Source organism: Ruegeria sp. G7 (assembly GCF_056535465.1).
Genome location: NZ_JBQFIL010000001.1, coordinates 1739234 through 1760917, shown reverse-complemented (window position 1 = coordinate 1760917; position 21684 = coordinate 1739234). Strand labels below are relative to the sequence as shown.

Annotated in this window: 30 protein-coding genes; 12 read left to right on the top strand and 18 right to left on the bottom strand. The window is 60.1% G+C overall.

The genetic code is table 11. From position 1 onward, the window contains the following. Positions 1-6: 6 nt before the first annotated feature. Positions 7-549, top strand: coding sequence for a hypothetical protein (locus tag ACR3EN_RS08930; RefSeq protein WP_480824631.1), 543 nt, complete (start codon positions 7-9; stop codon positions 547-549). Here ACR3EN_RS08930 and ACR3EN_RS08925 read toward each other — a convergent pair. Further along, entirely contained in the window at positions 546-1310 is a 765-nt protein-coding gene (locus tag ACR3EN_RS08925; RefSeq protein ID WP_480824633.1) for a sulfite exporter TauE/SafE family protein, read from the bottom strand. The genes ACR3EN_RS08930 and ACR3EN_RS08925 overlap by 4 nt on opposite strands. 144 nt (positions 1311-1454) lie before the next feature. Between ACR3EN_RS08925 and ACR3EN_RS08920 the strand changes: the two genes are divergently transcribed. From ACR3EN_RS08920 to ACR3EN_RS08910, 3 genes are all read left to right on the top strand, one after another. After that, positions 1455-3146, top strand: a complete 1692-nt coding sequence (locus ACR3EN_RS08920; protein WP_480824635.1) for an acyl-CoA dehydrogenase family protein — start codon at positions 1455-1457, stop codon at positions 3144-3146. A gap of 216 nt (positions 3147-3362) precedes the next feature. Then, positions 3363-3908 carry a hypothetical protein gene (locus ACR3EN_RS08915; RefSeq protein ID WP_480824637.1) on the top strand — a complete coding sequence of 182 codons (546 nt, stop codon included), beginning with the start codon at positions 3363-3365 and terminating at the stop codon, positions 3906-3908. Positions 3909-3920: 12 nt separating this feature from the next. Further along, positions 3921-4313: an META domain-containing protein gene (locus ACR3EN_RS08910; RefSeq protein WP_480824639.1), complete on the top strand. Its 393-nt coding sequence runs from the start codon at positions 3921-3923 to the stop codon at positions 4311-4313. Here ACR3EN_RS08910 and recO read toward each other — a convergent pair. Continuing rightward, on the bottom strand, positions 4297-5022 hold the full coding sequence (gene recO / locus ACR3EN_RS08905) for a DNA repair protein RecO (protein ID WP_480824641.1): 726 nt from the start codon (positions 5020-5022) through the stop codon (positions 4297-4299). The genes ACR3EN_RS08910 and recO overlap by 17 nt on opposite strands. Before the next feature lie 170 nt (positions 5023-5192). On the opposite strand from recO, the gene ACR3EN_RS08900 reads away from it, so the two are divergent. Further along, a complete protein-coding gene (locus ACR3EN_RS08900; protein ID WP_480824643.1) occupies positions 5193-5582 on the top strand; it encodes a VOC family protein in 390 nt (129 codons plus the stop codon). 8 nt (positions 5583-5590) lie between these two features. On the opposite strand, the gene ACR3EN_RS08895 is transcribed toward ACR3EN_RS08900, so the two are convergent. From ACR3EN_RS08895 to folK, 13 genes are all read right to left on the bottom strand, one after another. Then, positions 5591-5914 carry a SemiSWEET transporter gene (locus ACR3EN_RS08895; RefSeq protein WP_480824645.1) on the bottom strand — a complete coding sequence of 108 codons (324 nt, stop codon included), beginning with the start codon at positions 5912-5914 and terminating at the stop codon, positions 5591-5593. Between the two features lie 113 nt (positions 5915-6027). Next, positions 6028-6357 (bottom strand): DUF1491 family protein, encoded by a 330-nt coding sequence (locus ACR3EN_RS08890; protein WP_480824647.1) that lies wholly within the window; start codon positions 6355-6357, stop codon positions 6028-6030. 55 nt (positions 6358-6412) lie between these two features. Next, positions 6413-7321 carry a GTPase Era gene (gene era, locus ACR3EN_RS08885; protein WP_480824649.1) on the bottom strand — a complete coding sequence of 303 codons (909 nt, stop codon included), beginning with the start codon at positions 7319-7321 and terminating at the stop codon, positions 6413-6415. Between the two features lie 174 nt (positions 7322-7495). Further along, on the bottom strand, positions 7496-8176 hold the full coding sequence (rnc, locus tag ACR3EN_RS08880) for a ribonuclease III (protein WP_480824651.1): 681 nt from the start codon (positions 8174-8176) through the stop codon (positions 7496-7498). Beyond that, entirely contained in the window at positions 8173-9009 is an 837-nt protein-coding gene (gene lepB / locus ACR3EN_RS08875; RefSeq protein WP_480824653.1) for a signal peptidase I, read from the bottom strand. The genes rnc and lepB overlap by 4 nt, the downstream gene beginning before the upstream one ends. A gap of 59 nt (positions 9010-9068) precedes the next feature. After that, the gene (gene acpS, locus ACR3EN_RS08870; RefSeq protein WP_480824655.1) at positions 9069-9488 is read right to left on the bottom strand and encodes a holo-ACP synthase; all 420 of its coding nucleotides are present in this window, start codon (positions 9486-9488) and stop codon (positions 9069-9071) included. 1 nt (position 9489) lies between these two features. Further along, positions 9490-10467: an NADPH:quinone reductase gene (locus ACR3EN_RS08865; RefSeq protein WP_480824657.1), complete on the bottom strand. Its 978-nt coding sequence runs from the start codon at positions 10465-10467 to the stop codon at positions 9490-9492. 109 nt (positions 10468-10576) lie between these two features. Beyond that, entirely contained in the window at positions 10577-11041 is a 465-nt protein-coding gene (locus ACR3EN_RS08860; RefSeq protein ID WP_480824659.1) for a hypothetical protein, read from the bottom strand. Beyond that, complete coding sequence (locus ACR3EN_RS08855) at positions 11038-11793, bottom strand: pyridoxine 5'-phosphate synthase (protein ID WP_480824661.1); 756 nt, start codon at positions 11791-11793, stop codon at positions 11038-11040. Before ACR3EN_RS08855 ends, ACR3EN_RS08860 begins: the two co-directional genes overlap by 4 nt. Further along, positions 11786-12484 (bottom strand): DUF2062 domain-containing protein, encoded by a 699-nt coding sequence (locus tag ACR3EN_RS08850; RefSeq protein ID WP_480824663.1) that lies wholly within the window; start codon positions 12482-12484, stop codon positions 11786-11788. Before ACR3EN_RS08850 ends, ACR3EN_RS08855 begins: the two co-directional genes overlap by 8 nt. A 16-nt stretch (positions 12485-12500) precedes the next feature. Beyond that, positions 12501-14633, bottom strand: a complete 2133-nt coding sequence (locus ACR3EN_RS08845; RefSeq protein WP_480824665.1) for a RelA/SpoT family protein — start codon at positions 14631-14633, stop codon at positions 12501-12503. Positions 14634-14659: 26 nt separating this feature from the next. Further along, positions 14660-15013 (bottom strand): DNA-directed RNA polymerase subunit omega, encoded by a 354-nt coding sequence (gene rpoZ, locus ACR3EN_RS08840; protein WP_010437681.1) that lies wholly within the window; start codon positions 15011-15013, stop codon positions 14660-14662. 94 nt (positions 15014-15107) lie between these two features. After that, positions 15108-15689: a 2-amino-4-hydroxy-6-hydroxymethyldihydropteridine diphosphokinase gene (folK, locus tag ACR3EN_RS08835; RefSeq protein ID WP_480824667.1), complete on the bottom strand. Its 582-nt coding sequence runs from the start codon at positions 15687-15689 to the stop codon at positions 15108-15110. Between the two features lie 125 nt (positions 15690-15814). Here folK and ACR3EN_RS08830 point away from each other — a divergent pair, with 125 nt between their 5' ends. The 7 genes from ACR3EN_RS08830 (at position 15815) to ACR3EN_RS08800 (ending at position 20269) form a co-directional block, all read left to right on the top strand. Then, complete coding sequence (locus ACR3EN_RS08830; protein WP_480824669.1) at positions 15815-16387, top strand: LabA-like NYN domain-containing protein; 573 nt, start codon at positions 15815-15817, stop codon at positions 16385-16387. Between the two features lie 202 nt (positions 16388-16589). After that, positions 16590-17540, top strand: a complete 951-nt coding sequence (gene ispH / locus ACR3EN_RS08825; protein WP_480824671.1) for a 4-hydroxy-3-methylbut-2-enyl diphosphate reductase — start codon at positions 16590-16592, stop codon at positions 17538-17540. Further along, positions 17537-17989 carry a DUF3429 domain-containing protein gene (locus ACR3EN_RS08820; protein ID WP_480824673.1) on the top strand — a complete coding sequence of 151 codons (453 nt, stop codon included), beginning with the start codon at positions 17537-17539 and terminating at the stop codon, positions 17987-17989. Before ispH ends, ACR3EN_RS08820 begins: the two co-directional genes overlap by 4 nt. Then, complete coding sequence (locus ACR3EN_RS08815) at positions 17986-18573, top strand: class I SAM-dependent methyltransferase (protein ID WP_480824675.1); 588 nt, start codon at positions 17986-17988, stop codon at positions 18571-18573. Before ACR3EN_RS08820 ends, ACR3EN_RS08815 begins: the two co-directional genes overlap by 4 nt. Next, the gene (gene rnhA, locus ACR3EN_RS08810; protein ID WP_480824677.1) at positions 18566-19033 is read left to right on the top strand and encodes a ribonuclease HI; all 468 of its coding nucleotides are present in this window, start codon (positions 18566-18568) and stop codon (positions 19031-19033) included. Before ACR3EN_RS08815 ends, rnhA begins: the two co-directional genes overlap by 8 nt. Then, on the top strand, positions 19030-19653 hold the full coding sequence (locus tag ACR3EN_RS08805; protein WP_480870983.1) for a trimeric intracellular cation channel family protein: 624 nt from the start codon (positions 19030-19032) through the stop codon (positions 19651-19653). The genes rnhA and ACR3EN_RS08805 overlap by 4 nt, the downstream gene beginning before the upstream one ends. Before the next feature lie 16 nt (positions 19654-19669). Next, positions 19670-20269: a COG3904 family protein gene (locus ACR3EN_RS08800; RefSeq protein WP_480870981.1), complete on the top strand. Its 600-nt coding sequence runs from the start codon at positions 19670-19672 to the stop codon at positions 20267-20269. A gap of 6 nt (positions 20270-20275) precedes the next feature. On the opposite strand, the gene ACR3EN_RS08795 is transcribed toward ACR3EN_RS08800, so the two are convergent. From ACR3EN_RS08795 to fmt, 3 genes are read right to left on the bottom strand one after another with little or no spacing between them, the layout of a single operon-like run. After that, complete coding sequence (locus tag ACR3EN_RS08795) at positions 20276-20512, bottom strand: GlsB/YeaQ/YmgE family stress response membrane protein (protein ID WP_480824683.1); 237 nt, start codon at positions 20510-20512, stop codon at positions 20276-20278. Between the two features lies 1 nt (position 20513). Further along, entirely contained in the window at positions 20514-20750 is a 237-nt protein-coding gene (locus ACR3EN_RS08790) for a hypothetical protein (protein WP_480534255.1), read from the bottom strand. Positions 20751-20756: 6 nt separating this feature from the next. After that, positions 20757-21671: a methionyl-tRNA formyltransferase gene (gene fmt, locus ACR3EN_RS08785; RefSeq protein ID WP_480824685.1), complete on the bottom strand. Its 915-nt coding sequence runs from the start codon at positions 21669-21671 to the stop codon at positions 20757-20759. Positions 21672-21684: the final 13 nt, after the last annotated feature.

The window sequence follows — 21684 nt, the reverse complement described above, 5'->3', positions numbered from 1 at the left end:
ACGCCGGTGCGCAGATGGGTCTCTGATACATTCTTTGCCTCTTTGGCCTATGTGGCGGCATCGCTTCTCACGTTCGAGGTTCTGATGCCGCTGCAGAACGTGTTTTTCCCTGAATACCCCAGCCGGGCCAGCCTGCTGTTTCTGCCCCATGGCGTGCGCGTTCTGACAGCGTGGTTGCTGGGCTGGCGCGCGATATTTGCGCTTTTGCCAGGCGTCTTCATCGTATTTGCCATGATCGGCGGGTGGGATGTGTTCCTGCCAAGTCGGTTGCTGGCCATCGCAATTGCGGTCACCACCGTTCCGGCCGTGTTTTACGCCTGCAAGGCATTGGGTTGGGATCTGTTTCCCCGGCCCGACCGCAGCCCCTGCTGGCTGTGCATCATGGGCGTTGGCATCGTCACCTCGTTCCTTGTGTCGGGCCTGACCAACATGGCATTCGGCAGCGCGACGGCCGAATACATCGCCTATCTGATCGGAGATATCTCAGGCCTGTTCTTCCTGATGCTCGGCCTGCACTTTGCGTTCCGCTTAGCCGAGCGGCGCAGCTAGCCAGTCAGGCCGCGCCTGAGAAGGTTCAGCCCGGCAATCAGCAGCACAAACAAGGTAAGCTTGCGGAACTGCGCCTGATCGATGCGGTCCTGCAAGAACTGGCCGCCTCTCATTCCGGCCAGCGCAGGCAGGATCAGCAACGCAGAAAACACCGCCGTCTCGGCACGCAATATGCCCGAACCCAGATGTGCCACAACCAGCGCCCCGGCCCCCAGACCATAGATCACGCCCTGCACGCGCATCTGATCTTTCTTCGGAGTATTCAGCGCCGTCAGGTAAGCCACAGTCGGCGGCCCCCATACGCCCGAGATACCGCCAACGGCACCGGCTACGGCACCCACCATCGCCTCAACCCTCAGTGAGGGTGCGCGCATCACCAGCTTAAGCCCCAATAGCTGAACCAGCGCGAAGAATGAAACAGGCACACCCAGCATCAGAAGAAAGGTCTTTGGTGACAGCAGGTTGATCAACTGCGCACTGGCCAGCAAGCATAACAGCCCGACCCCCAAAAACACCCGGAACTGTCGGATCGAGGCAACAGCCGCCGGCGCCCCCTCGCGCAGCGCCTGCACGCCATTGGTAACCAACGTGGGCAGAATCAGACCCGCCAGCGCCAGGTTCGGCGGAAGCATCATGCTCAGGCCCGATACCAGCACCATTGGCATCGCAAAACCAACCATACCTTTGACCCAGCCTGCGACGAAAGCAACGATCAGTGACAGGTAAAACTCTTGCGGTGACATCAATGAAAACAGGTCCATTGGCCCTACATATCACCCCGGATAAATTCTGCAGCGCAAAATCGACCAAGCAATTTTTGAACTTTTCTTGGTCATCTGGCGTATTTTTGTTGCGCTGCACGTGCAGCATGATATGACCAGACAACCCAGTAAAGGACGTGATTCATGGCCCATGACGGACAGGATATGACGAACATGACGCAACCCGCGGTTTTGCCGGATCTCCTGACACTCAGTGCAGCCGCTTTGCCCGCCGTCGAGGCTGTGTTCGACAAGGCGCGCGCATCAGTGCGTACGATGGTAACAAGCGGAGACCGCGTCTCGGGTGCGCTGATTGAGGCGCATCAGACCGCAGCGCATGGTTTGGCGTGGCTGGCCACCTATCACCAGTCGCTGCAGCAGATGCAGCGCTGGGCCGAAGCGCTTGAGGCCGACGGCAAATTCGGTGAGATGGAACAACTGCTGCATCAGATCGCCTTTGGTGAATACCTGCATCAGATCGCGGGCGGCATCCCGATGAACCAGGGTGAGGTCGTGCGCCTGCAGGACCTTGGCCTTGGTTGGGACGCTCTGTCGGGTTTCCAATGTCCCGAAGTACAGACTCTGATGGCGCAGGCCAATTCGCAGGCGGCTCGGACCCGTCTGGTCGCGCTGATGCAAGATCAGTCCGGCGCGACCATGTTCGGTGCCTCCGGCCTGGACGAAGAGCTGGAGATGATCCGCGATCAGTTCCGCCGCTATGCGCAGGAAAAGGTCGAGCCCAACGCCCATGAGTGGCACCTCAAGGACGAGTTGATCCCGATCGAGATCATCGAAGAACTGGCCGAAATGGGCGTTTTTGGCCTTACGATCCCCGAAGAGTTCGGCGGGTTCGGGTTGTCCAAAGCCTCGATGTGTGTCGTGTCCGAGGAATTGTCGCGTGGCTATATCGGCGTAGGATCTCTGGGAACGCGGTCCGAAATCGCAGCAGAGCTGATCATCGCTGGCGGCACGGATGAGCAAAAGGCCAACTGGCTGCCCAGATTGGCCAGCGCGGAAATCCTGCCGACCGCCGTCTTCACCGAGCCAAACACCGGATCCGATTTGGGCAGCCTGCGGACGCGGGCGATCAAGGGCGAGGATGGAAACTATAAGATCACAGGGAACAAAACATGGATCACGCACGCTGCGCGGACCCATGTCATGACCCTGTTGGCGCGCACCAACCCCGACAGCACGGATCATCGGGGCTTGTCCATGTTCCTTGCAGAAAAGACACCCGGAACCGATGAAAACCCCTTCCCCACGCCCGGCATGACCGGGGGTGAAATTGAGGTGCTCGGCTATCGTGGCATGAAAGAATACGAGCTGGGCTTTGACGGCTTCGAGGTTAAGGGCGAGAACCTTCTGGGCGGCGAAGAAGGCAAAGGTTTCAAGCAGTTGATGGAAACCTTCGAGAGCGCGCGCATCCAGACTGCCGCCCGCGCCATCGGCGTGGCGCAAAGCGCTTTGGACATCGCCATGCAATATGCACAAGACCGCAAACAGTTCGGCAAATCTCTGATCGACTTCCCGCGGGTATCCGGCAAGCTGGCCATGATGGCGGTCGAGATCATGATCGCACGTCAACTGACCTATTTTTCGGCTTGGGAGAAAGATCACGGCCAGCGCTGCGACCTTGAAGCCGGGATGGCCAAGCTGCTGGGCGCACGTGTGGCTTGGGCTGCGGCGGATAATGGATTGCAAATCCATGGCGGCAACGGATTCGCCTTGGAGTACAAGATCAGCCGCGTGCTGTGTGACGCACGCATCCTGAACATCTTTGAAGGTGCCGCAGAAATTCAGGCACAAGTGATCGCGCGTCGGTTGCTGGGCTGATACCCGGCCCGATGCGGTTTCCCCAACTGAACCCGGCTTTGCGCCGGGTTTTCTTTTGCCGTGGCGGCAGGCAGCCTTGCCGTCTTAAAGCGTCATTGCTGCACCACAGCGGTTTGCTTGCGCACACGCGAAACTTCCCCCTCGGATCGGGCGCGGAAATCGGCTAAGTGACAGCGAACGGAACCGTCCGGCATATCGGCCAAAGGAGTCTTGCGCGTGAAATCCATCATCATCGTTCTGGCAGCCTGCATCGCCCTTGCCGGATGCGCCATGGCCCCAAGCACCGCGCCCGACAACAATGTCGAGCAGCTGGCACAGGCGATTCAGCAGCTTGGCCCCGAGGTTGACGCGGCCGAGGCGCGGCGCGCGGCCGAGATTTCGTACGCGTACTCCAGCCAACTGAAACAGCAGTGGAATGTCACCGATCCCGCGATCATCCACAACGCCAAGGTGATCAACGGGTTCCGCGAAAAAGGCCTGTGCAATGACTGGGCTCAGGCCATGACCACACGTTTGAAGCAAGAGAATTTTCAGACGCTGGACCTGCATTGGGCCACCTCACCGCCAACTGCGTTCCGGATCATTCATCATTCGGCCCTGATCAGCGCCAAAGGGGATTCGATGTACGACGGCATCATACTTGACCCATGGCGGAACAGCGGCGCGCTGTACTGGGATCAGGTGCGCGAGGATACCAGATACAACTGGCGGCCGCGCCTTGAAGTCCGGGAAGAGCTCATCAGCGGCGCAAACCCCTACTGACAGGATAGAACGATGATACGCCTTGCCCTGATCCTGCCTCTTGCGGCGCTGTTTCAATGCGACAAGGATGAAACCGTCGCCGCCTATGGGGCAGCGGATCAGACATGGGCGTTGCAAGAGATCGACGGGCAACCATTCGCCGCCAGCGCCCTTCTACGCTTCCCCGAGGACGGGCGGGTCGAAGGCAACGCCCCCTGCAACACCTATTCGGGCAAGCTGAACGCGCCCTACCCATGGTTCGAGATCGCCGATCTGGCGGCCACGCGCGCGGCCTGTGCCGGACTTGAGGCCGAGGGGCTTTACTTCGCCGCGCTGATGGCCATGACGCAGTCCGAGGTCTCGGGCGATGTCCTGATCCTGCGTAACGAAGACGGGCACGAGATGATTTTCAAAGCCGTCGACTGAACTGCGCGACAAAGCGCGCGCGCGCCTCGGGCAACGGAGTATGACCCAGCGAAGGGACCAGATGGTTTTCCAGAAAATACCCGGTCGTTCGCAAGGCGTCGACGATCTCGGAATCTGGCGCAGGACCGTCACCGCGCAGGCAAGGTGGCAGAGGCAATAGCTTGTCGGCCCATTCCCCTGCCCCGTCCGCGCTCACCGCTCGACCGGTTTTGGGCGAGACATAGACCAGCCCATCGCGCGCGCCGGTCACCGCACAGACGGAAAGGTCAAGGCCAAAGCCCAGCTCTTCCAGCAGCGCCAGCTCCCAACGCAGATAGGCAAGCGGCCAGATTTCATCTTGCCCCAAAAGGTCCAATAGCTGTTCGGTCTGTTTGTAGACCGCCGGATGCGGCTCGCGTTCGGGCAAGCAGAAGGACAACAGAGCCACCACCGCATTCAACCCTGACAGCGCCAGCCGCCCCGAAAATGCCGCCGCAGCCCGCGACCGCAGAGGCTCGACCTGAAAAGTACCAAGATGCTCTTCAAGCCTCGCACGCCAGAGCACATCCAATTGCGCGCCGGGCTGCAGGATCGGTGCAATCTTGCGGCTGGTCCCGCCACGCACGACACCTGCATGACAGCCGTGGGCTTCGGTGAACACTTCGATAATCGCCGCCGTCTCACCATGGCGACGCGAGGTCAGAAGTATGCCGTGATCACGCCAGTCCAATCTTGGCTCCGTTATGCACCCGATATGCCCGCAGGAAATCTTATGCCCATTACAGGATCAAGGTACAAACAGATCGGTCGCGTTGTACGGAGTGTCTGGAAACGTATTGCGAAAAAGCCGTACAAGCGTTAATGTTCGCTTTATGTTCTTTATTGTGCAGGATTTGGAGAATGTCACTTAACTACGTCATGATTGGCTCAAACGACGTCGCCAAAGCACGCCCTTACTACGATGCTGTGGTTTCAAAGATTGGCGGGAAGCTTGTCGCCGAATACATGCCGCACGCGGTCTGTTATGAACTGCGCGGTGGCGGCACGATCTGGGTTGCGACGCCGTTTGACAAACAAGCCGCGACCGTCGGAAACGGCAATATGGTCGGGCTATTGTGCACAAGCGAAGCGGAAGTGCGCGAGGCACATGCCGCGGCGCTTGCCAACGGAGGGTCGAATGAAGGCGATCCGGGTGATCGGCCTCAATATGGGCCCAACTTCTATGGCGCTTATGCGCGTGACCCAGAGGGCAACAAGATGAGTTTTGTGTATTTGGGCGACGCGAGTTGATCGTCCGCTCAGAACGTTATGCCCGCATGGATCAAAATGCCTGCAACCATCAGCAGGTTCAGCACCATCGATATCCCGTTGCCCACATAGATGGGCAACTTGCCCACCACCAACCCGTAGGCAAACCATAGAAACGATAATGCCGCATAAAGCGACCACGACAGCAATGACTGGCCTGTGGCATGTTCAGAATGGGTGAAGTAGAGCTTGACCAGTTGCGGAAGCGTGGCGAATGGACCGACAACGCCGATAAACACCATGAAACCCTCGAACCGCTGCATCCAGTGGCCAAGTTCCGATTTTTCCAGTTTTTCAGCAATCGTCTCAGCCACGCGAATACCTCATCGTCTTGAATCATTCAAAAAATCAGGTCGGATCTGACCATTCAGGTCAAACACCAAAATAGTAGCTTTGATCCGCGCGTCAAAGGCCCAAGAAGCAGCAGTTATTCAAGCCCCTCGTCGCCCAGAAGGTGCCGCCCTTGCCGGTCCTCGACCTCGATCACCCAGAGGTCGGGATCAAAGCCGCGCTGTCTGCTGATGACCGCGTCAATATCCGCCTCAGGTCCGCTGGACAGTTCGATCCATTTTCGTTCGCCACTCATCAGGTCAAAGCTGCGTTGGAATACCACCGCCTGGCCGTCAAGCGTATTGAGTTTGATCAGCACCGCACCCGCGGTGTCATCCCCATGTGCCACAACAAAACCTGGAATCTCGTGCAACCGAAGCCGCGCAAGGTAGGCGTGCACCCAGAACTCGGCGGTCAATCGCGCCATCGCGCAAGCCCCAACGTTCGACATGAGAATTTTCGACGAAAATTCTTGGTCAGTGTCATGCGTTACCGTCTTTGAAATCCAGTCCCATTTCTGAATAGCGCTCGGATTCCTCCAACCAGTTCGGCCGTACTTTTACCTGCAGAAACAAGTGAACCTTACGGTCGAGGAATTCCTCCAACTCGGCACGCGCGGCCTGACTGACGGCCTTGATCGTCTCGCCGCGTTTGCCCAGAACGATGCCCTTGTGACCGTCACGCATAACATAGATCACCTGATCGATCTTGGCAGAACCGTCCTTGCGTTCTTCCCAGTTCTCGGTCTCGACGGTCAGTTGATAGGGCAGTTCCTGATGCAGACGCAGGGTCAGCTTCTCGCGAGTCATTTCCGCCGCGATCATGCGCAGGGGCAAATCGGCGATCTGGTCCTCGGGGTAGAGCCACGGACCTTCGGGCAGTTCAGCGGCCAGCCATTTACGCAGGTCGTCGACGCCGTGGCCTTTTTCGGCGGAAATCATAAAGGTTTCAGCGAAAGGATAGCGCGCGTTCAGATCGCTGGTGAGCGCAAGCAGCTTCTCGGACGGGACCTTATCGATCTTGTTGATCGCCAGTGCGATAGTGCGCCCCTGTCCGATCTCTTCCAGACCTTCGAGGATGCGTTCGACCCCTTCGGTGATACCACGATGCGCTTCGACCATCAGAACGACCACATCCGCATCAGCCGCGCCGCCCCAAGCCGCAGCGACCATGGCGCGATCCAGCCGGCGGCGTGGTTTGAAGAGGCCCGGGGTATCGACAAAGACCAGCTGCGCGTCCCCCTCCATCGCTACCCCACGGACGCGAGCACGGGTGGTTTGCACCTTATGGGTCACGATCGAGACCTTGGCCCCGACCATGCGGTTCAGAAGGGTGGATTTGCCTGCATTGGGCTCTCCGATCAGGGCGATGAATCCGGCGCGTGTGGTCATGTGTGTTGCGATCCTGGTTGCAGGTGCGCACCCCTATAGCAGAAAGGACGCGCGGGCCAGAGGGATTTGTCGATCGTGCCTGGCGTTTCAAAATGGGGGGCCAGCCCCCCAGACCCCCGGGATATTTATCGCCAGATGAAGCAGGGGATCCTGAACACAGGACACGCGCGGGCTTTACTTGGGAAGCGACGATAACAACGACTTGGCAGCCATTTGTTCGGCCTGCCGTTTGGAGCCTGCGGTGGCCTGCGCCTCGGTACCGTCTTGCAAGCGGGCGGCAATTGTAAATGCGGGCGCGTGATCGGGACCTGTGCGTTTGACCTCGACATAGGCCGGTGGTTTCTGGCCACGGGCCTGGGCCCATTCCTGCAGCGCAGTCTTGGCGTCGCGGGCGTCAGCCTCGACCGTATGAATGCGATCCCCCCATAGGGCGAGGATGACGTCGCGGGCGGCCTCGAACCCAGCGTCGCGGTAGATGGCGGCGATCACGGCTTCCATTGCGTCGCCCAGCAGGGCCTGTTTGCGGCGCCCGCCCGAGAGCATCTCGGATCGGCCCAGTTTCAGCACCGCGCCAAGGTCGATCTGACGCGCGACATCGGCGCAGGCCTCTTTACGGACAAGCGCGTTGAACCGAGGGGCGAGTTGACCTTCGGAAGCCTGTTTGTCCGCCTCGAGAAGGGCGGTGGCCATAACAAGCCCGAGGACACGATCGCCAAGAAACTCAAGCCGCTGGTTGTCGGGGCGCGTGGGCGAGGAGACCGAGCCGTGGGTCAATGCGCGCAACAGCAGTTCCTGGTCGGAGAATGTGTACCCCAACCGCTGCTGAAAGGCTTTTATTTCAGCCGATAGCTTCAATTGACCGCCTTGAAGAAACGGTCACCACGCCACGTCCAGAAGAACAGCATCGAGCGCCCCGCCGACGAGAACATGATACGGTCTGCGCGCCCGATCAGGTTCTCATAAGGCACAAATCCCACGCCTCCGGCGGATTGCGGCAGTCGGCTGTCGGCCGAGTTGTCGCGGTTGTCGCCCATAAAGAAATAGTGGCCTTCGGGTACGGTATAGATGCCGGTATTGTCCGAGCCTTGATTGCCGATATTCAGCACATCATAGGAGACGCCGTTGGGCAGGGTTTCGATCAGGCGGTTCTTTTCACATTCTCCGCCGAACCCGACAGGGCCGTTGGAACAACGCGGACGCAGGCCTTGTGGGCCCTGTGGCTCGGCCTTTTCGGTGAAGACGCCATCGGGTTGCTGCGGTACCGGCGTGCCGTTCAGGATGATCTGGCCCTGACGCACCTGTACGCGGTCGCCCGGCATCCCGATCAGGCGCTTGATGAAGTCACGACCCGTCACCGGATGGCGGAAGACGATGACATCTCCGCGTTCGGGCTCACCGCCCAGCAGGCGGGTGTTGTCGCCTTTCATCCAGCCGCAAATATCCTCGGCATCGATGTTCAGGCCGACACTTGGGATGATCAGGCTGGGGCAAGAGGCGTAGGAATAGCCATAGGTCATTTTGTTGACGAACAGGAAATCCCCGATCAGCAACGTCTGCTTCATCGAGCCCGAGGGAATCCAGAATGGTTGAAAGAACAGGGTGCGGAAAACGCCCGCGATCAGCAGGGCGTAGACGATGGTTTTGATCGTCTCCCAAATGGCGTTTCCGGATTTGGCTTCCTCGGCCATACTGCTCTCTCCAGTCTCTGCGTGGTTGGGGTGCTACATGCGGGTCAGGTCGCGGCAAGTCAAGGCTGCGCAGGCGCTTCTTGCAGCGGGCGCGCCTCGATCAAGACAAAGGCCTGTGCCCAGGGGTGATCATCGGTCAGGGTAACGTGAATGATCGCCTCGTGTCCCTCGGGTGTCATCTCTTTCAAGCGTTCGGCAGCCCAACCGGTGACATGCATGACGGGTTGGCCCGTGCGCAGATTTGTGACGGCCATATCCTTCCACGCGATCCCCATGCGCAGACCTGTGCCCAGCGCTTTCGAACACGCCTCTTTCGCGGCCCATCGCTTGGCGTAGGTGCCCGCGGTGTCGGCCCTGCGTTCAGCCTTTGCCTGTTCGGTATCGGTAAAAACGCGGTTGCGGAACCGATCGCCAAACCGGTCGAGCGTGCCCTGAATGCGGTCAATATTGGCAAGGTCCGTGCCGATGCCGAGTATCATGTCATACCTCCAGCACCACGGTGCCCAGCTTCTGCCCCGCCTCGACCATTTCGTGGGCGGAAACCGCGTCTTTCATCGCTCCGCCGGGGACGACGGCGTGGGTGAGTGCGCCCTGCTCCAGCCACGCGCCCAGTTGCGCCTCACCACGGCGGCGCGCGGCGGCGTCAAGCTGATAGACGATCAACATATGCAGGCGGATGTTTTTGAACATGAAACCGTAGAAGTCCAGCGTGGGCGTCATTTGCGAGGCCGAGGCGTAACTGGCGATTGTGCCGCAGGGGCGGATCATTGCCAGCGAGTCAGACTGATTGGCCGCAAAATCGACCTCTACAATACGGTCGACGCCCTCGCCGTTGGTCAGATCCATCACGGCTTCGGTCACGTTCTGCGAGCGGTAGTTTATGCATTCGGCCGCGCCCGAATGTGCGGCTTTTTCATCGGAACTGACGGTGGTGATCACCCGCGCGCCACCCAGCGCAGCCATCTGGCAGGCGTAGCGTCCCACCGTACCTGCGCCACCGGTCACAAGCACAGTCTGGTCAGCGATCGGACCGTCGCAATACAAAGCATACCATGCAGTCATGGCCGGGATGCCGAAACAGGCACCCGCGGCGAAGCTGGTGGTGCCCGGTAAGCGAACGGCCTGATCAGAGGGTAGCGCGATGTATTCCGCCCCCGTTCCAAAGGCGCGTTGCCACTGGCCGTTCCAGATCCAGACCCGTTCGCCAATGCGGGCCGGGTCGACACCGTCGCCGACGGCCTCAATCACACCAGCCCCATCCGAGTGGGGAATGATGATCGGGTACTGCATCACCGCACCCGGACGGGCGCCACCGCGCAGCTTGACATCCGACGGGTTGATGCCGCTGGCATGAACACGCACCAACACCTCACCCGGAGCCGGGTCGGGCGTGGGCATGTCGATGATTTCAATAACGTCCGACGCGGGACCAAAGCCGCGATATGTTATGGCTTTCATAAAGGCCCCTCGTTCATCTCGTGCGACATTCGTACACTCCTATCGGGTACAAACCTGTTTTGCTGATCCGCCCGCCAAAGCCATCTGCCCCCAGAACATCCTCTTGCGTTCAACTATTTGCACTCTCTCGAAGGGCAATAGAACACATCCGCGATAGGAAAAAACGGCACGCGCCCACTGCAACGCCACCCCATGCTAATAAAACAAGGTTTCGCTCCACCAACCGGGCAAAATCGATCTGTGCTCCGTGGACGACGCCGTACAAAAGTGTAGCACCTACCGCCAACCACAACGTGGCAACTGCCAGTCCAACCATATAGAAAGCGTTGTACCAAAGCGTCGCCCCTGAAGCGTCGCGAGCGGCATCTTGGGAAACAGGATAGCAAAGGGGCACGATGGTCGTAAGAATCGGTAGCAGCAGTATCTTTACCGGGAACAAGTATTCAGAGCCCAATATGCTTAGATAGTCTGCTGTCGCAAAGTTGGACCAAACAAAAACGCCAACTATAAAGCAAAGCACGAACCAACCCCGATTGAACAACAGCTGACCCTCAGACCGGTCGCCGAAGTTCATCCACCCTCTCCCCGCGCTTCCTCCATCAGGCGGCGCATTTCGTGGACCGCCGGGGTGAGGCCGCGGAAGATGGCTTCGCCGATCAGGAAGTGACCGATATTGAGTTCACGCACCTCCGGGAAGGCTGCGACAGGTTGCACCGTGTCGTAGTTCAGACCGTGGCCCGCGTGCACCTCAAGGCCCAAAGAGTGGGCATAGGTGGACATTTCGCGCAGGGCTTCCAGTTCACGAGCGGCAGCGTCCAGTTTGCCCTCGGCGTGGAAATCGCAATAGGCGCCCGTGTGCAATTCGATCACCTCGGCGCCGATGCGGTGGGCGGCTTCGATCTGGCGCTTGTCGGCAGCAATGAAGATCGACACACGGCACCCGACATCGCGCAACGGAGCGATGAAATGCGCCAGTTTGTTCTCCTCACGCGCGACCTCAAGCCCGCCTTCGGTCGTGCGTTCTTCGCGCTTTTCGGGCACGATGCAGACAGCGTGAGGTTTGTGGCGCAAGGCGATCTTTTGCATCTCGTCCGTCGCCGCCATCTCGAAGTTGAGCGGTACGCTCAGCGCGTCCATCAGACCTTCGATATCAGCGTCAAGGATATGGCGGCGGTCTTCGCGCAAATGTGCGGTGATGCCGTCAGCCCCGGCTTCTTCGGCCAGTTTTGCGGCCCGGATCGGGTCCGGATAGTCCCCCCCGCGCGCGTTGCGGATGGTGGCCACATGGTCGATATTCACGCCCAGACGCAAGTGGTTATCAGACATCTTTCGAATCCTTCATTGTCCCTGAGGTCGACCCTAGTGGTTTTGAAGCTGGAACGTCAGCCTCCGCCTGCGCAAGGCGTTTGATTTGTTCGAATTTCGCCTTGATCTTGGCGCGGCGACGCTGCTGGTAGGTGCGGATCAAAGGCAGGCTGAGATAGGCGCACACCACACCTGCGATGATGCCGGGGATGACACCCCCCACCATGTAAGGAAAGAACACATCGTCATAGAACCGGCTGAGGCCATGCCAATCGGCCTCGCGTCCGGTGAAGATCGCGATGCAATTGTCTTTCAGATCGCCCATCGCATCGGCGAATTTGCCCATCAGCCCGTCGGTATCGCCCTTGCGAAAGCGGGTGCCAAGCAGGAAATGCCCGGTTTGCAGGCTGACCACGCCGATAGGCACATAGGTCAGCGGGTTGCCGAAGAAGGTGCCGGACAACGCCGCAAGTATGTTGCCGTTCAGCAGCCGCGCCAGCACCGCAGCGACCAGAAAGTGCAGGCCATAGAACGGTGTAAAAGCGGCGAATACCCCCGCCCCTATGCCACGCGCGATGCGTTCGGGGCTGTCCGGCAGGCGTCGGACGCGGTGTTTGACATAGTGAAAGGCGCGGGTCCAGCCGCCGCGCGGATAGACGAACTCGGACGCGATCTGAACGGCTGAGCGGCGATCTCGGCGCTTGAAAACCACTCGTGATCACCCCTTCTCAGCCAGCCGCGACGGCGGGTTTTGCGCTTTCGCGGTAGCGTTCGACCGCCGCCACATCGCTTTCGGCCTCAAGCATCAGCATCAGCGAATGCAGCTGTTCAAGGTCACGCAGTTCGACATTGATCATCAGACGGTAAAAATCCGGTTTGCGGTCGACGAATTCGAGGTTCGAGATATTGGCCTTTTTCTCACCAATCAATGTGCAAATACGCCCCAGCACGCCCGCATCATTGCCGATGGTCAGGTCCAGCGTCGCGCCATAAACCGCCGGGTGGGTGCCTGAATGCCAGTGTAGATCGACCCAGCGCTCAAGCTCGTTTTCAAATTCGGACAGGCGGTCGCAATCGATGGCATGCACCACCACACCCTTGCCGCGATACGTAATGCCAACGATGCGTTCACCCGGCAGCGGCTGACAGCAGGGCGCGCGATCGAATTTCTGCCCCGGTTCAAGGCCAATCACCGCACGGCGGGGCGAGATGGCATCGCCTTCGTCTTTGGTCAGTTCCGGATAGACGGCCTCGACTACCTCATGGGCCGTCAGTTCGGCGCTGCCGAGGCGCGCCAGCAATTCGTGACGATCCTTCAGGCGCAGATGCTTGGCGGCAGTGTCCAGCGCCTTGTCGGTGGCTTTGCGACCAAGGTTTTCAAAGCCCGCGCGGGCCAGCTCCTTGCCCAATTTGATGAAGCGTTCGCGATCAACCTCGCGCAGGGCGCGGCGGATGGCCGTACGGGCCTTGCCGGTCACCGCGATTTCCAGCCATGTCACCTGCGGCGTCTGACCATCTGCCGTGATGATATCGACCGATTGACCATTCTTGATCCGGGTCCAGAGCGGCACGCGGATACCGTCAACCTTGGCACCCACACAAGCGTGGCCGATGCGGGTATGGATGGCATAGGCAAAGTCGATCGGCGTCGCTCCACGCGGCAGTTTCACCACATCGCCCTTGGGAGTGAAGCAGAACACCTGGTCCGAATACATCTCAAGCTTGACGGCTTCGAGGAAATCCTCGTGATCGTCCTCGCTGTCGAACTGCTCGGTCAGGTTTGAAATCCATTTCGCCGGGTCCACGGCAAACGGGTTCTCGGACCGGACCCCATCGCGATAGGACCAGTGAGCAGCCACACCGGTTTCGGCGACGTCATGCATCTGGCGCGTGCGGATCTGAACTTCGACCCGCTTGCCGTCACGGCCCGATACAGTCGTATGAATCGAGCGGTAGCCGTTCGATTTCGGCTGGCTGATATAGTCCTTGAACCGCCCGGGCACCGCGCGCCAACGCTGGTGGATCGCCCCGAGCGTGCGATAGCAGTCTTCTTCGGTCCGGGTGATGATGCGGAATCCGTAGATGTCGGACAGGCGCGAAAAGCCCTGATCCTTTTCCTGCATCTTGCGCCAGATCGAATAGGGCTTCTTGGCACGGCCAAACACCTCGGCCTCGATCCCGGCCTTCTCCAGCTCATGCCGCATATCGCCGGTGATGCGATGAATCACGTCACCGGTTTCACGCTGCAGAGTGATAAAGCGGCGGATGATCGACTGGCGGCCTTCAGGGTTCAGAACGCGGAAGGCGAGGTCTTCCAACTCTTCGCGCATCCACTGCATACCCATGCGGCCTGCAAGCGGCGCGTAGATATCCATAGTCTCGCGGGCCTTCTGCACCTGCTTTTCCGGGCGCATCGCCTTGATAGTGCGCATGTTATGCAGACGGTCGGCCAGTTTGACCAGGATAACCCGCAGGTCCTTGGACATCGCCATGAAAAGCTTGCGGAAGTTTTCGGCCTGTTTCGTCTCGCGGCTGGACAGCTGCAGATTGGTCAGCTTTGTTACGCCGTCGACCAGCTTGGCGACCTCTTCCCCGAACAGCTCGGCCACTTTGCCGTAGTTGGCCTTGGTGTCTTCAATCGTATCGTGCAGCAGCGCAGTGATGATGGTCGCATCATCCAGACGCTGTTCGGTCAGGATGGCGGCAACTGCAACGGGGTGGGAAAAATAGGGTTCGCCGGAATGGCGGAACTGGCCTTCGTGCATCTGCTGGCCGAATTCATAGGCCCGCTCGATGCGTTCGGCATTTGTCTTGGGATTGTAATTGCGGACCAGCGCAATCAGGTCTTCTGCTGAAATCATCCGGTCCGCACCTTCGTGTCTGGGCTTTACCCCTGGCCCTGAGCCTCCATCAGAGCGCGCAGGAGTTTTTCTTCGGACATGTCGTCATCCGCAGGCTTGTCGGATTCCGCACCCATCAGCAGCGCCATCTGATCTTCTTCAGGCTCATCAACCTCGATCTGGGTCTGGTTGGCCTCGATCAGACGCTCGCGCAGCTCATCGGCGCTTTGGGTTTCGTCGGCGATTTCGCGCAGCGAGACAACGGGGTTCTTGTCGTTGTCGCGGTCGACGGTGATCGGGCCACCGGCGGAAATCTCGCGCGCCCGGTGGGCGGCAAGCATCACCAGTTCGAACCGGTTCGGGACCTTGTCTACACAATCTTCGACCGTAACGCGGGCCATTGGGCGCTCTCCGTAAATGAATCCGTGGCAGGAAGGGGTTTATCTAAGCGCGAATCCCCACCTTGACAAGCAGGAAATGCCGCAAATGCGAGGATCACAGAGGCGTGACCGCCGCCACATCTGCAGGCGGCAGCGCGGCCACCATCTGCGCCACGGTCTGCCCCAGCACCGGATGGGACCAATCGGGTGCCACATCGGCCATCGGCACCAGCACAAAGGCGCGGTCCTGCAGGCGGGGATGGGGCAGGATCAGCTGCTCGGGTGCGGATTTGATCTGATCCTCGGGCGGCAGGGTCAGCCAGCGCTGATATTCCGCCGGATCGGGCAGAACCCGGTCGCCCCAGCAGACCAGATCCAGATCCAGCGTGCGCATGCCCCAGCGCTGAACCCGCGCGCGGCCAAAGTCATGCTCGATCCGGTGCAGCAGGTCCAGAACCTGCTGCGGTGTCAGCTCGGTTTCGACCAGAATCGCTGCATTGACGTAGTCCGGTCCCGCCCCCGCCGGAAAGCACGGCGTGGCAAAAAACCGGCTTGTGGCGCGAATCATCAGACCGGCCTTCGCCAGTTCCATCACTGACTGCTCAAGTGTCACCTTGGGCCCATTATCTCTCAGGCTGAGATTTGCACCGAGTGCAATGACCGCTTTTGACAAGGAATTGTCCACTTTTAACCCCATATTCCGTCCAGAGAATGCTTGCGATGTAAGCTAAAACGCCTATTTTAGGGTCACCATTGCACTGACCAATTACTTTTCACTCACGGAGCTCACAGTGCGGTGGCTTATACCGGAAGGACCATTTTATGTTTTACAAAGACGAACGGCTAGCGCTGTTCATCGACGGCTCGAATCTTTACGCAGCCGCCAAAGCACTGGGGTTTGACATCGACTACAAGTTGCTGCGTCAGGAATTCATGCGCAGAGGCAAACTGCTTAGAGCTTTCTACTACACAGCGCTACTGGAAAATGACGAGTATTCCCCGATCAGACCTCTGGTGGACTGGCTGCACTATAACGGCTTCACCATGGTCACCAAACCGGCCAAGGAATACACCGACAGCATGGGGCGTCGGAAAGTCAAAGGAAATATGGATATCGAACTGACCGTTGATGCCATGGAACTGGCACCGCGCGTTGATCATATCGTGCTTTTCTCGGGCGATGGGGATTTCCGCCCGCTGATAGCCAGCTTGCAGCGTCAGGGCGTACGCGTTTCCGTCGTGTCGACCATCCGCAGCCAGCCGCCGATGATCTCGGACGAGCTGCGCCGTCAGGCCGACAACTTCATTGAGCTGGAAGACCTGCGCGACGTGATCGGGCGGCCTCCGCGCGAAATGCCCTCTGAACCGCGCAGCGTCGCCGCTGCCGGGCAGTGATATCGCCGCACCCCACCACTCACCACATGGGGATACGCGAGAATATGCGCGGCCAGGGCAAACGCTCTGGCCGCGCGACTTTAAAGGGTTAGGTGCTCAAAACACCTCTTTGCTAACAGCGATTCATGTCAGGTAAATGACGCGCTCCTGTCTGGACCATGGCAATGAAAAGACCTAGGTGTTCGGTCGAGGAGAACGCCGAATGACAAAGCCGCCGCTGACATTGTTTCTGGCCGCCCCGCGCGGGTTCTGTGCGGGTGTGGACCGCGCGATCAAGATCGTGGAAATGGCGCTGCAGAAATGGGGCGCGCCGGTCTATGTGCGCCATGAAATCGTGCATAACAAATTCGTCGTCGACGGGCTGCGCGCCAAGGGTGCGGTGTTTGTCGAGGAGCTGGATGAATGCCCCGACGACCGGCCCGTGATCTTTTCCGCTCATGGCGTGCCGAAATCCGTGCCCGCAACGGCAGAGCGGCGCGAGATGATCTATGTGGATGCGACCTGCCCTCTGGTGTCGAAGGTTCATGTCGAGGCGCAGCGCCATGCGGATGCGGGGCTGCAGATGATCATGATCGGTCATAAGGGCCATCCCGAAACCGTCGGTACCATGGGGCAACTGCCCGAGGGCGAAGTGCTGCTGGTCGAAACGGTCGAGGATGTGGCCGAGGTCGCGGTCCGGGACCCTGCGAAACTGGCCTTTGTCACCCAGACCACCCTGTCGGTGGATGACACCAAGGACATTATTGCGGCGCTCGAGGCGCGGTTCCCGGCCATTGTCGGACCACATAAGGAAGACATCTGTTATGCCACGACCAATCGGCAGGAGGCGGTAAAGGCGGTTGCGCCGAAATCCGACGCACTGCTGGTGGTGGGCGCGCCGAACTCATCCAATTCACGCCGTCTGGTCGAGGTCGCCGCACGCGCGGGCTGCAATTACGCGCAACTGGTGCAGCGCGCGACAGAGATCGATTGGCGTGCTTTGGAGGGGATTTCCAGTGTTGCCATCACAGCCGGGGCCTCGGCCCCCGAGGTGCTGGTGAACGAGGTGATTGACGCCTTCCGCGACCATTACGATGTCACCGTCGAACTGGTCGAGACCGCCGTCGAAAACGTCGAATTCAAAGTGCCCCGCGTCCTGCGGCAACCGGCATGAGCGGCATCCCCCGCGCGCCGCTATTCCTTGGGCTGGCCGGGCTGATCCCGTTCGTCTGGGGCGCGCTGACCTATCTGAGCGGCGATCTGAACGATTGGGGCCGGCAGGAACTGGGGTCGCGTTTTGTGGGACCGTATGTTCAGTTGTTCTACGGTTCAGTGATCCTGAGCTTCATGTCGGGCGTGTTGTGGGGCTTTGCCACCAAAACCTCAGGCAGCAAGGCGACGACCTGTTATACGCTGTCCGTTCTGCCCGCGCTGTGGGCATTTTTCATGACCGGCGGCGGGCCAGTCAGTGCCGGGACGAACCTGATGTACGGGTTCGCTGGTTTACTCGTGCTGGATGCGCTGTTCTCGTATTGGCGGCTAACCCCGGTCTGGTGGATGCGCCTGCGCATCCTGCTGACCTGTGTGGTATTGGCCTGTCTTGCGGTAGGAGTTTACCTGTGACCGACGAACGAACGATCGACGCCTATACGGCGCGCGTCGCGGATTATCTGAACATCCCCCTGCCCCCCGAACAACTTGAGGCGCGGCAGGCCTTTGCCGACGCAGTTGGCGTGGGCGGCTATGTGCTGGATCTGGGCTCGGGCCCCGGATCCGACAGCGCATTTCTGATGCGGCAGGGGCTGAAGGTGCGGGCGCTGGACGCGACGCCTACCTTTGTCGACCATGCGCGCGAGAACGGCGTGGATGCGCATCTGGGCACGTTTGATGATGTCACGGAAGTCGCCGAATATGACGGCATCTATGCCAGCTTTTCCCTGCTGCACGCTCCGCGCGCCGATTTCCCCCGCCATCTTGGTGCGATCCACACGGCGCTGAAACCCGGTGGTCAACTGTTTCTTGGCATGAAACTGGGCACAGGCGAGCACCGCGACGGCATTGATCGATACTATACCTATTACTCGGAGGCCGAGATCGAGGCCGCTCTGACCGAGGCCGGGTTCACCATCGACCGCAGCGTCAAAGGGGTGGGCAAAGGTCTGGCCGGGTCATATGACGGGTTCATTCTGGTGTTTGCCCATGCCTGATCTTTTTGCCTATACCGACGGTGCCTGTTCCGGCAATCCCGGCCCCGGCGGCTGGGGTGTACTGCTGCGCGCAATGAACGGCGAGACCGTTCTGAAAGAGCGCGAGCTGAACGGCGGCGAGGCGGAAACCACCAACAACCGGATGGAATTGCTGGCCGCGATCAGCGCGCTTGAGACGTTGGAGCGGCCCTCGAAACTGACCATCGTGACCGACAGTGCCTATGTGAAGAACGGCGTGACGGGGTGGATTTTCGGGTGGAAGCGGAATGGCTGGAAAACTTCGAACAAGAAGCCTGTGAAGAATGTCGATCTGTGGCAGCGGCTGGATGAAGCCGCACAGAGACACGAGGTGACGTGGGAATGGGTCAAGGGCCATGCAGGCCACCCCGAGAATGAACGTGCGGACGAACTGGCCCGCGCGGGTATGGCCCCGTTCAAACCCAAGAAAGAACAGGCGTGAGCGGGCTCGCCCTGCTGGACTACGCCTCGGTTCTGGTCTTTGCGCTGACCGGAGCCCTGGTGGCCAGTCGGGCGCAGTTGGACCTGATTGGCTTCGCCTTTATCGCCTGTCTGACGGCGGTGGGCGGCGGCACTGTGCGCGACCTGCTGCTGGACCGGCATCCGGTCTTCTGGGTCGGCCAGCCCGATTACATCCTGATCGCCTGCGGTGCGGCGCTCCTGGTCTTTTTCACCGCCCATCTGGTCGAGAGCCGATATAACCTACTGATCTGGCTGGACAGTTTCGCCCTATCGATTGCGGTGGCCGCGGGCACGGCGGCGGCGCTGTCGCTGAGCCAATCCGGCATCATCGTCGTTCTGATGGGCATTACCACCGGCTGTCTGGGTGGGTTGATGCGCGATGTGGTCTGCAACGAGGTGCCACTGGTTTTGAAACAGGGTGAGCTATACGTCTCTTGCGCCTTTGCCGGAGCCCTGACAGCAGTGCTGGCCACACGCGCGGGGTTCGAGGGTCTGCCTGCGCTGGGGATATGCGCGCTTGTATGCTGGGCATTGCGGGCCGGGTCGCTGTTGTTTGGGTGGCGGCTGCCGGTCTATAAAGCCCGGCCACCACGGCAATAGGGCTTAGGACGACAGAATGACCTTTCGATTTTCATATCTGGCTGCGGCGCTGCTGCTGGCGGGATGTGCAGCCCCCTACACGCCGGTCAGTTTCACGGCGCAGGGGACTCAGATCGTGGCCAGCGGCACCATCGACCACACGACCTTAAGCGCGTTTGAAGAGGTGATCGCCGAAAATCCCGGGGCGCGGACGCTGGTGCTGCAGAACATCGAAGGCTCGGTCGATGATGACGCCAATGTGGTCTTCAGCCGCGTGGTGCGCGCGGAAGGGTTCGATACGGTGGTGCCCTCGGACGGGCTGGTCGCCTCGGGCGGGACCGACCTGTTTCTGGCGGGCAACCGGCGGGTGCTGGAACCCGGGGCCTGCGTCGGCGTCCACAGTTGGGGCGGCGGCGGGTACGTGGCCGCGGACCTGCCCGAGGGGCACCCGGAACATGACCGATACCTGGATTACTTTGAGGATATCGGGGTCGACCCTGCTTTCTACTGGTTCACGCTGGATGCTGCGCCAGAAGACGAGATTCACTGGATGACATCCGCAGAGGTAAACCGCTTCGCGATGACATCTCGCGCGGCTTCGGATCTGGGAAATGCAGCCGTTTGCGACGCGAGATAAGCCGATTCAGCGCCGCAGATAGGTCTTCCAGACCCAAATCACCAGCAAAGCCCCCAGCACCGCACCGACAAAGCCCGAGAGCCATCCCATCATCGTGATCAAAGTGCGCAGGATCAATCCACCGATCAGCGCGCCAATGATGCCAATGAACATCGTCGTGGGGATATCGGCCTCGATCCGCATCAGGCGGGTGGCCAGGAAACCGGCGGCGGCTCCGATGATGATCAGGGCGACGATGGGCATGTCATTTCCTCCAATGGGTGGGCACGATGATCAGGGCGCCGATCGACGACAGCACCGCGTCCAATCCCGGCGGGCCAAAGCTGATGCCGAACATGATGCGGACGAAATAGAACAGGAAGGCCCCACCCACGCAGATGATGATGGACGGCAGGTAACCGTTATGGGTAAAGCCGGTCTTTTCCGACAGATAGCCCACGATCCCGGCGATCACGACGGTGCCCATCAGGATCATGAACATCTGGCTTTACTCCGATGTCAGGCGGGTACCGGCCGGGATGGGCCAGCCCCGCAGAAAAGTTTCGCTATCCTGCGCGCCTTTGCCTGCCCTTTGCAAGCGCAGCAGCTCGACCGCGCCGTCGCCGCAGGCCACGCGGAGGTGGTCGTCCAGAACCTCACCCGGAATGCCCTGGCCCTCGGCCAGACGAGAGGCGAGAAGTTTGATCCGGTCGCCTTCAATCTCGGTCCACGCACCGGGGAAGGGGGACAGCCCGCGGATTTTCCGATCAACTTCGATGGCTGGCGCTGACCAGTCGATCCGCGCTTCGGCCTTGTCAATCTTGGCGGCGTAGGTGACGCCCTCTTCGGGCTGCGGCTCGGGGGTCAGATCGGGCAGCTTGCTCAGCGCCTCGATGATCAAGGCCGCACCCATATCCGAGAGGCGGTCATGGAGCTGCGCGGTCGTTTCCTCGGGCCCGATAGCGGTGGCCTCGCGCAGCAGAACTGGGCCGGTATCCAGCCCAGCCTCCATCTGCATGATGCAGATACCGGTCTGCGCATCACCCGCCATGATCGCGCGATGGATCGGAGCCGCCCCGCGCCAACGCGGCAACAGGCTGGCGTGGATGTTCAGGCAGCCATGGGTGGGTGCGTCCAGAATGGGCTGCGGCAAGATCAGGCCGTAGGCCACGACCACGGCGATATCCGCGTTCAGGGCGGCAAATTCAGCCTGTTCATCGGACGATTTAAGCGAGATCGGATGGCGGACGGTCAGGCCCAGCGCCTCGGCCCGCGCATGGACCGGAGTTGGGCGATCTTTCTTGCCCCGGCCTGCAGGGCGCGGAGGCTGACAATAGACGGCGGCAATCTCGTGGCCTGCTTCGACCAGGGCATCCAGCACCGGCACTGAGAAATCAGGGGTTCCCATGAAGATGATGCGCATACGTCCCTCCGTA

Bases quoted from the DNA above. Each gene is read 5' to 3' on its own strand.
- ACR3EN_RS08820 (WP_480824673.1), top strand. From the start codon at position 17,537: ATGAGCGGCATCCCCCGCGCGCCGCTATTCCTTGGGCTGGCCGGGCTG.
- ACR3EN_RS08800 (WP_480870981.1), top strand. From the start codon at position 19,670: ATGACCTTTCGATTTTCATATCTGGCTGCGGCGCTGCTGCTGGCGGGA.
- ACR3EN_RS08860 (WP_480824659.1), bottom strand. From the start codon at position 11,041: ATGAACTTCGGCGACCGGTCTGAGGGTCAGCTGTTGTTCAATCGGGGT.
- ACR3EN_RS08920 (WP_480824635.1), top strand. From the start codon at position 1,455: ATGGCCCATGACGGACAGGATATGACGAACATGACGCAACCCGCGGTT.
- acpS (WP_480824655.1), bottom strand. From the start codon at position 9,488: ATGATACTCGGCATCGGCACGGACCTTGCCAATATTGACCGCATTCAG.
- rnhA (WP_480824677.1), top strand. From the start codon at position 18,566: ATGCCTGATCTTTTTGCCTATACCGACGGTGCCTGTTCCGGCAATCCC.
- ACR3EN_RS08865 (WP_480824657.1), bottom strand. From the start codon at position 10,467: ATGAAAGCCATAACATATCGCGGCTTTGGTCCCGCGTCGGACGTTATT.
- ACR3EN_RS08900 (WP_480824643.1), top strand. From the start codon at position 5,193: ATGTCACTTAACTACGTCATGATTGGCTCAAACGACGTCGCCAAAGCA.
- fmt (WP_480824685.1), bottom strand. From the start codon at position 21,671: ATGCGCATCATCTTCATGGGAACCCCTGATTTCTCAGTGCCGGTGCTG.
- lepB (WP_480824653.1), bottom strand. From the start codon at position 9,009: ATGGCCGAGGAAGCCAAATCCGGAAACGCCATTTGGGAGACGATCAAA.
- era (WP_480824649.1), bottom strand. From the start codon at position 7,321: ATGACCACACGCGCCGGATTCATCGCCCTGATCGGAGAGCCCAATGCA.
- ACR3EN_RS08830 (WP_480824669.1), top strand. From the start codon at position 15,815: ATGTTTTACAAAGACGAACGGCTAGCGCTGTTCATCGACGGCTCGAAT.
- ACR3EN_RS08910 (WP_480824639.1), top strand. From the start codon at position 3,921: ATGATACGCCTTGCCCTGATCCTGCCTCTTGCGGCGCTGTTTCAATGC.
- ACR3EN_RS08925 (WP_480824633.1), bottom strand. From the start codon at position 1,310: ATGGACCTGTTTTCATTGATGTCACCGCAAGAGTTTTACCTGTCACTG.
- folK (WP_480824667.1), bottom strand. From the start codon at position 15,689: ATGGGGTTAAAAGTGGACAATTCCTTGTCAAAAGCGGTCATTGCACTC.
- ACR3EN_RS08795 (WP_480824683.1), bottom strand. From the start codon at position 20,512: ATGCCCATCGTCGCCCTGATCATCATCGGAGCCGCCGCCGGTTTCCTG.
- ACR3EN_RS08855 (WP_480824661.1), bottom strand. From the start codon at position 11,793: ATGTCTGATAACCACTTGCGTCTGGGCGTGAATATCGACCATGTGGCC.
- ACR3EN_RS08845 (WP_480824665.1), bottom strand. From the start codon at position 14,633: ATGATTTCAGCAGAAGACCTGATTGCGCTGGTCCGCAATTACAATCCC.
- ispH (WP_480824671.1), top strand. From the start codon at position 16,590: ATGACAAAGCCGCCGCTGACATTGTTTCTGGCCGCCCCGCGCGGGTTC.
- ACR3EN_RS08890 (WP_480824647.1), bottom strand. From the start codon at position 6,357: ATGGCGCGATTGACCGCCGAGTTCTGGGTGCACGCCTACCTTGCGCGG.
- rpoZ (WP_010437681.1), bottom strand. From the start codon at position 15,013: ATGGCCCGCGTTACGGTCGAAGATTGTGTAGACAAGGTCCCGAACCGG.
- ACR3EN_RS08790 (WP_480534255.1), bottom strand. From the start codon at position 20,750: ATGTTCATGATCCTGATGGGCACCGTCGTGATCGCCGGGATCGTGGGC.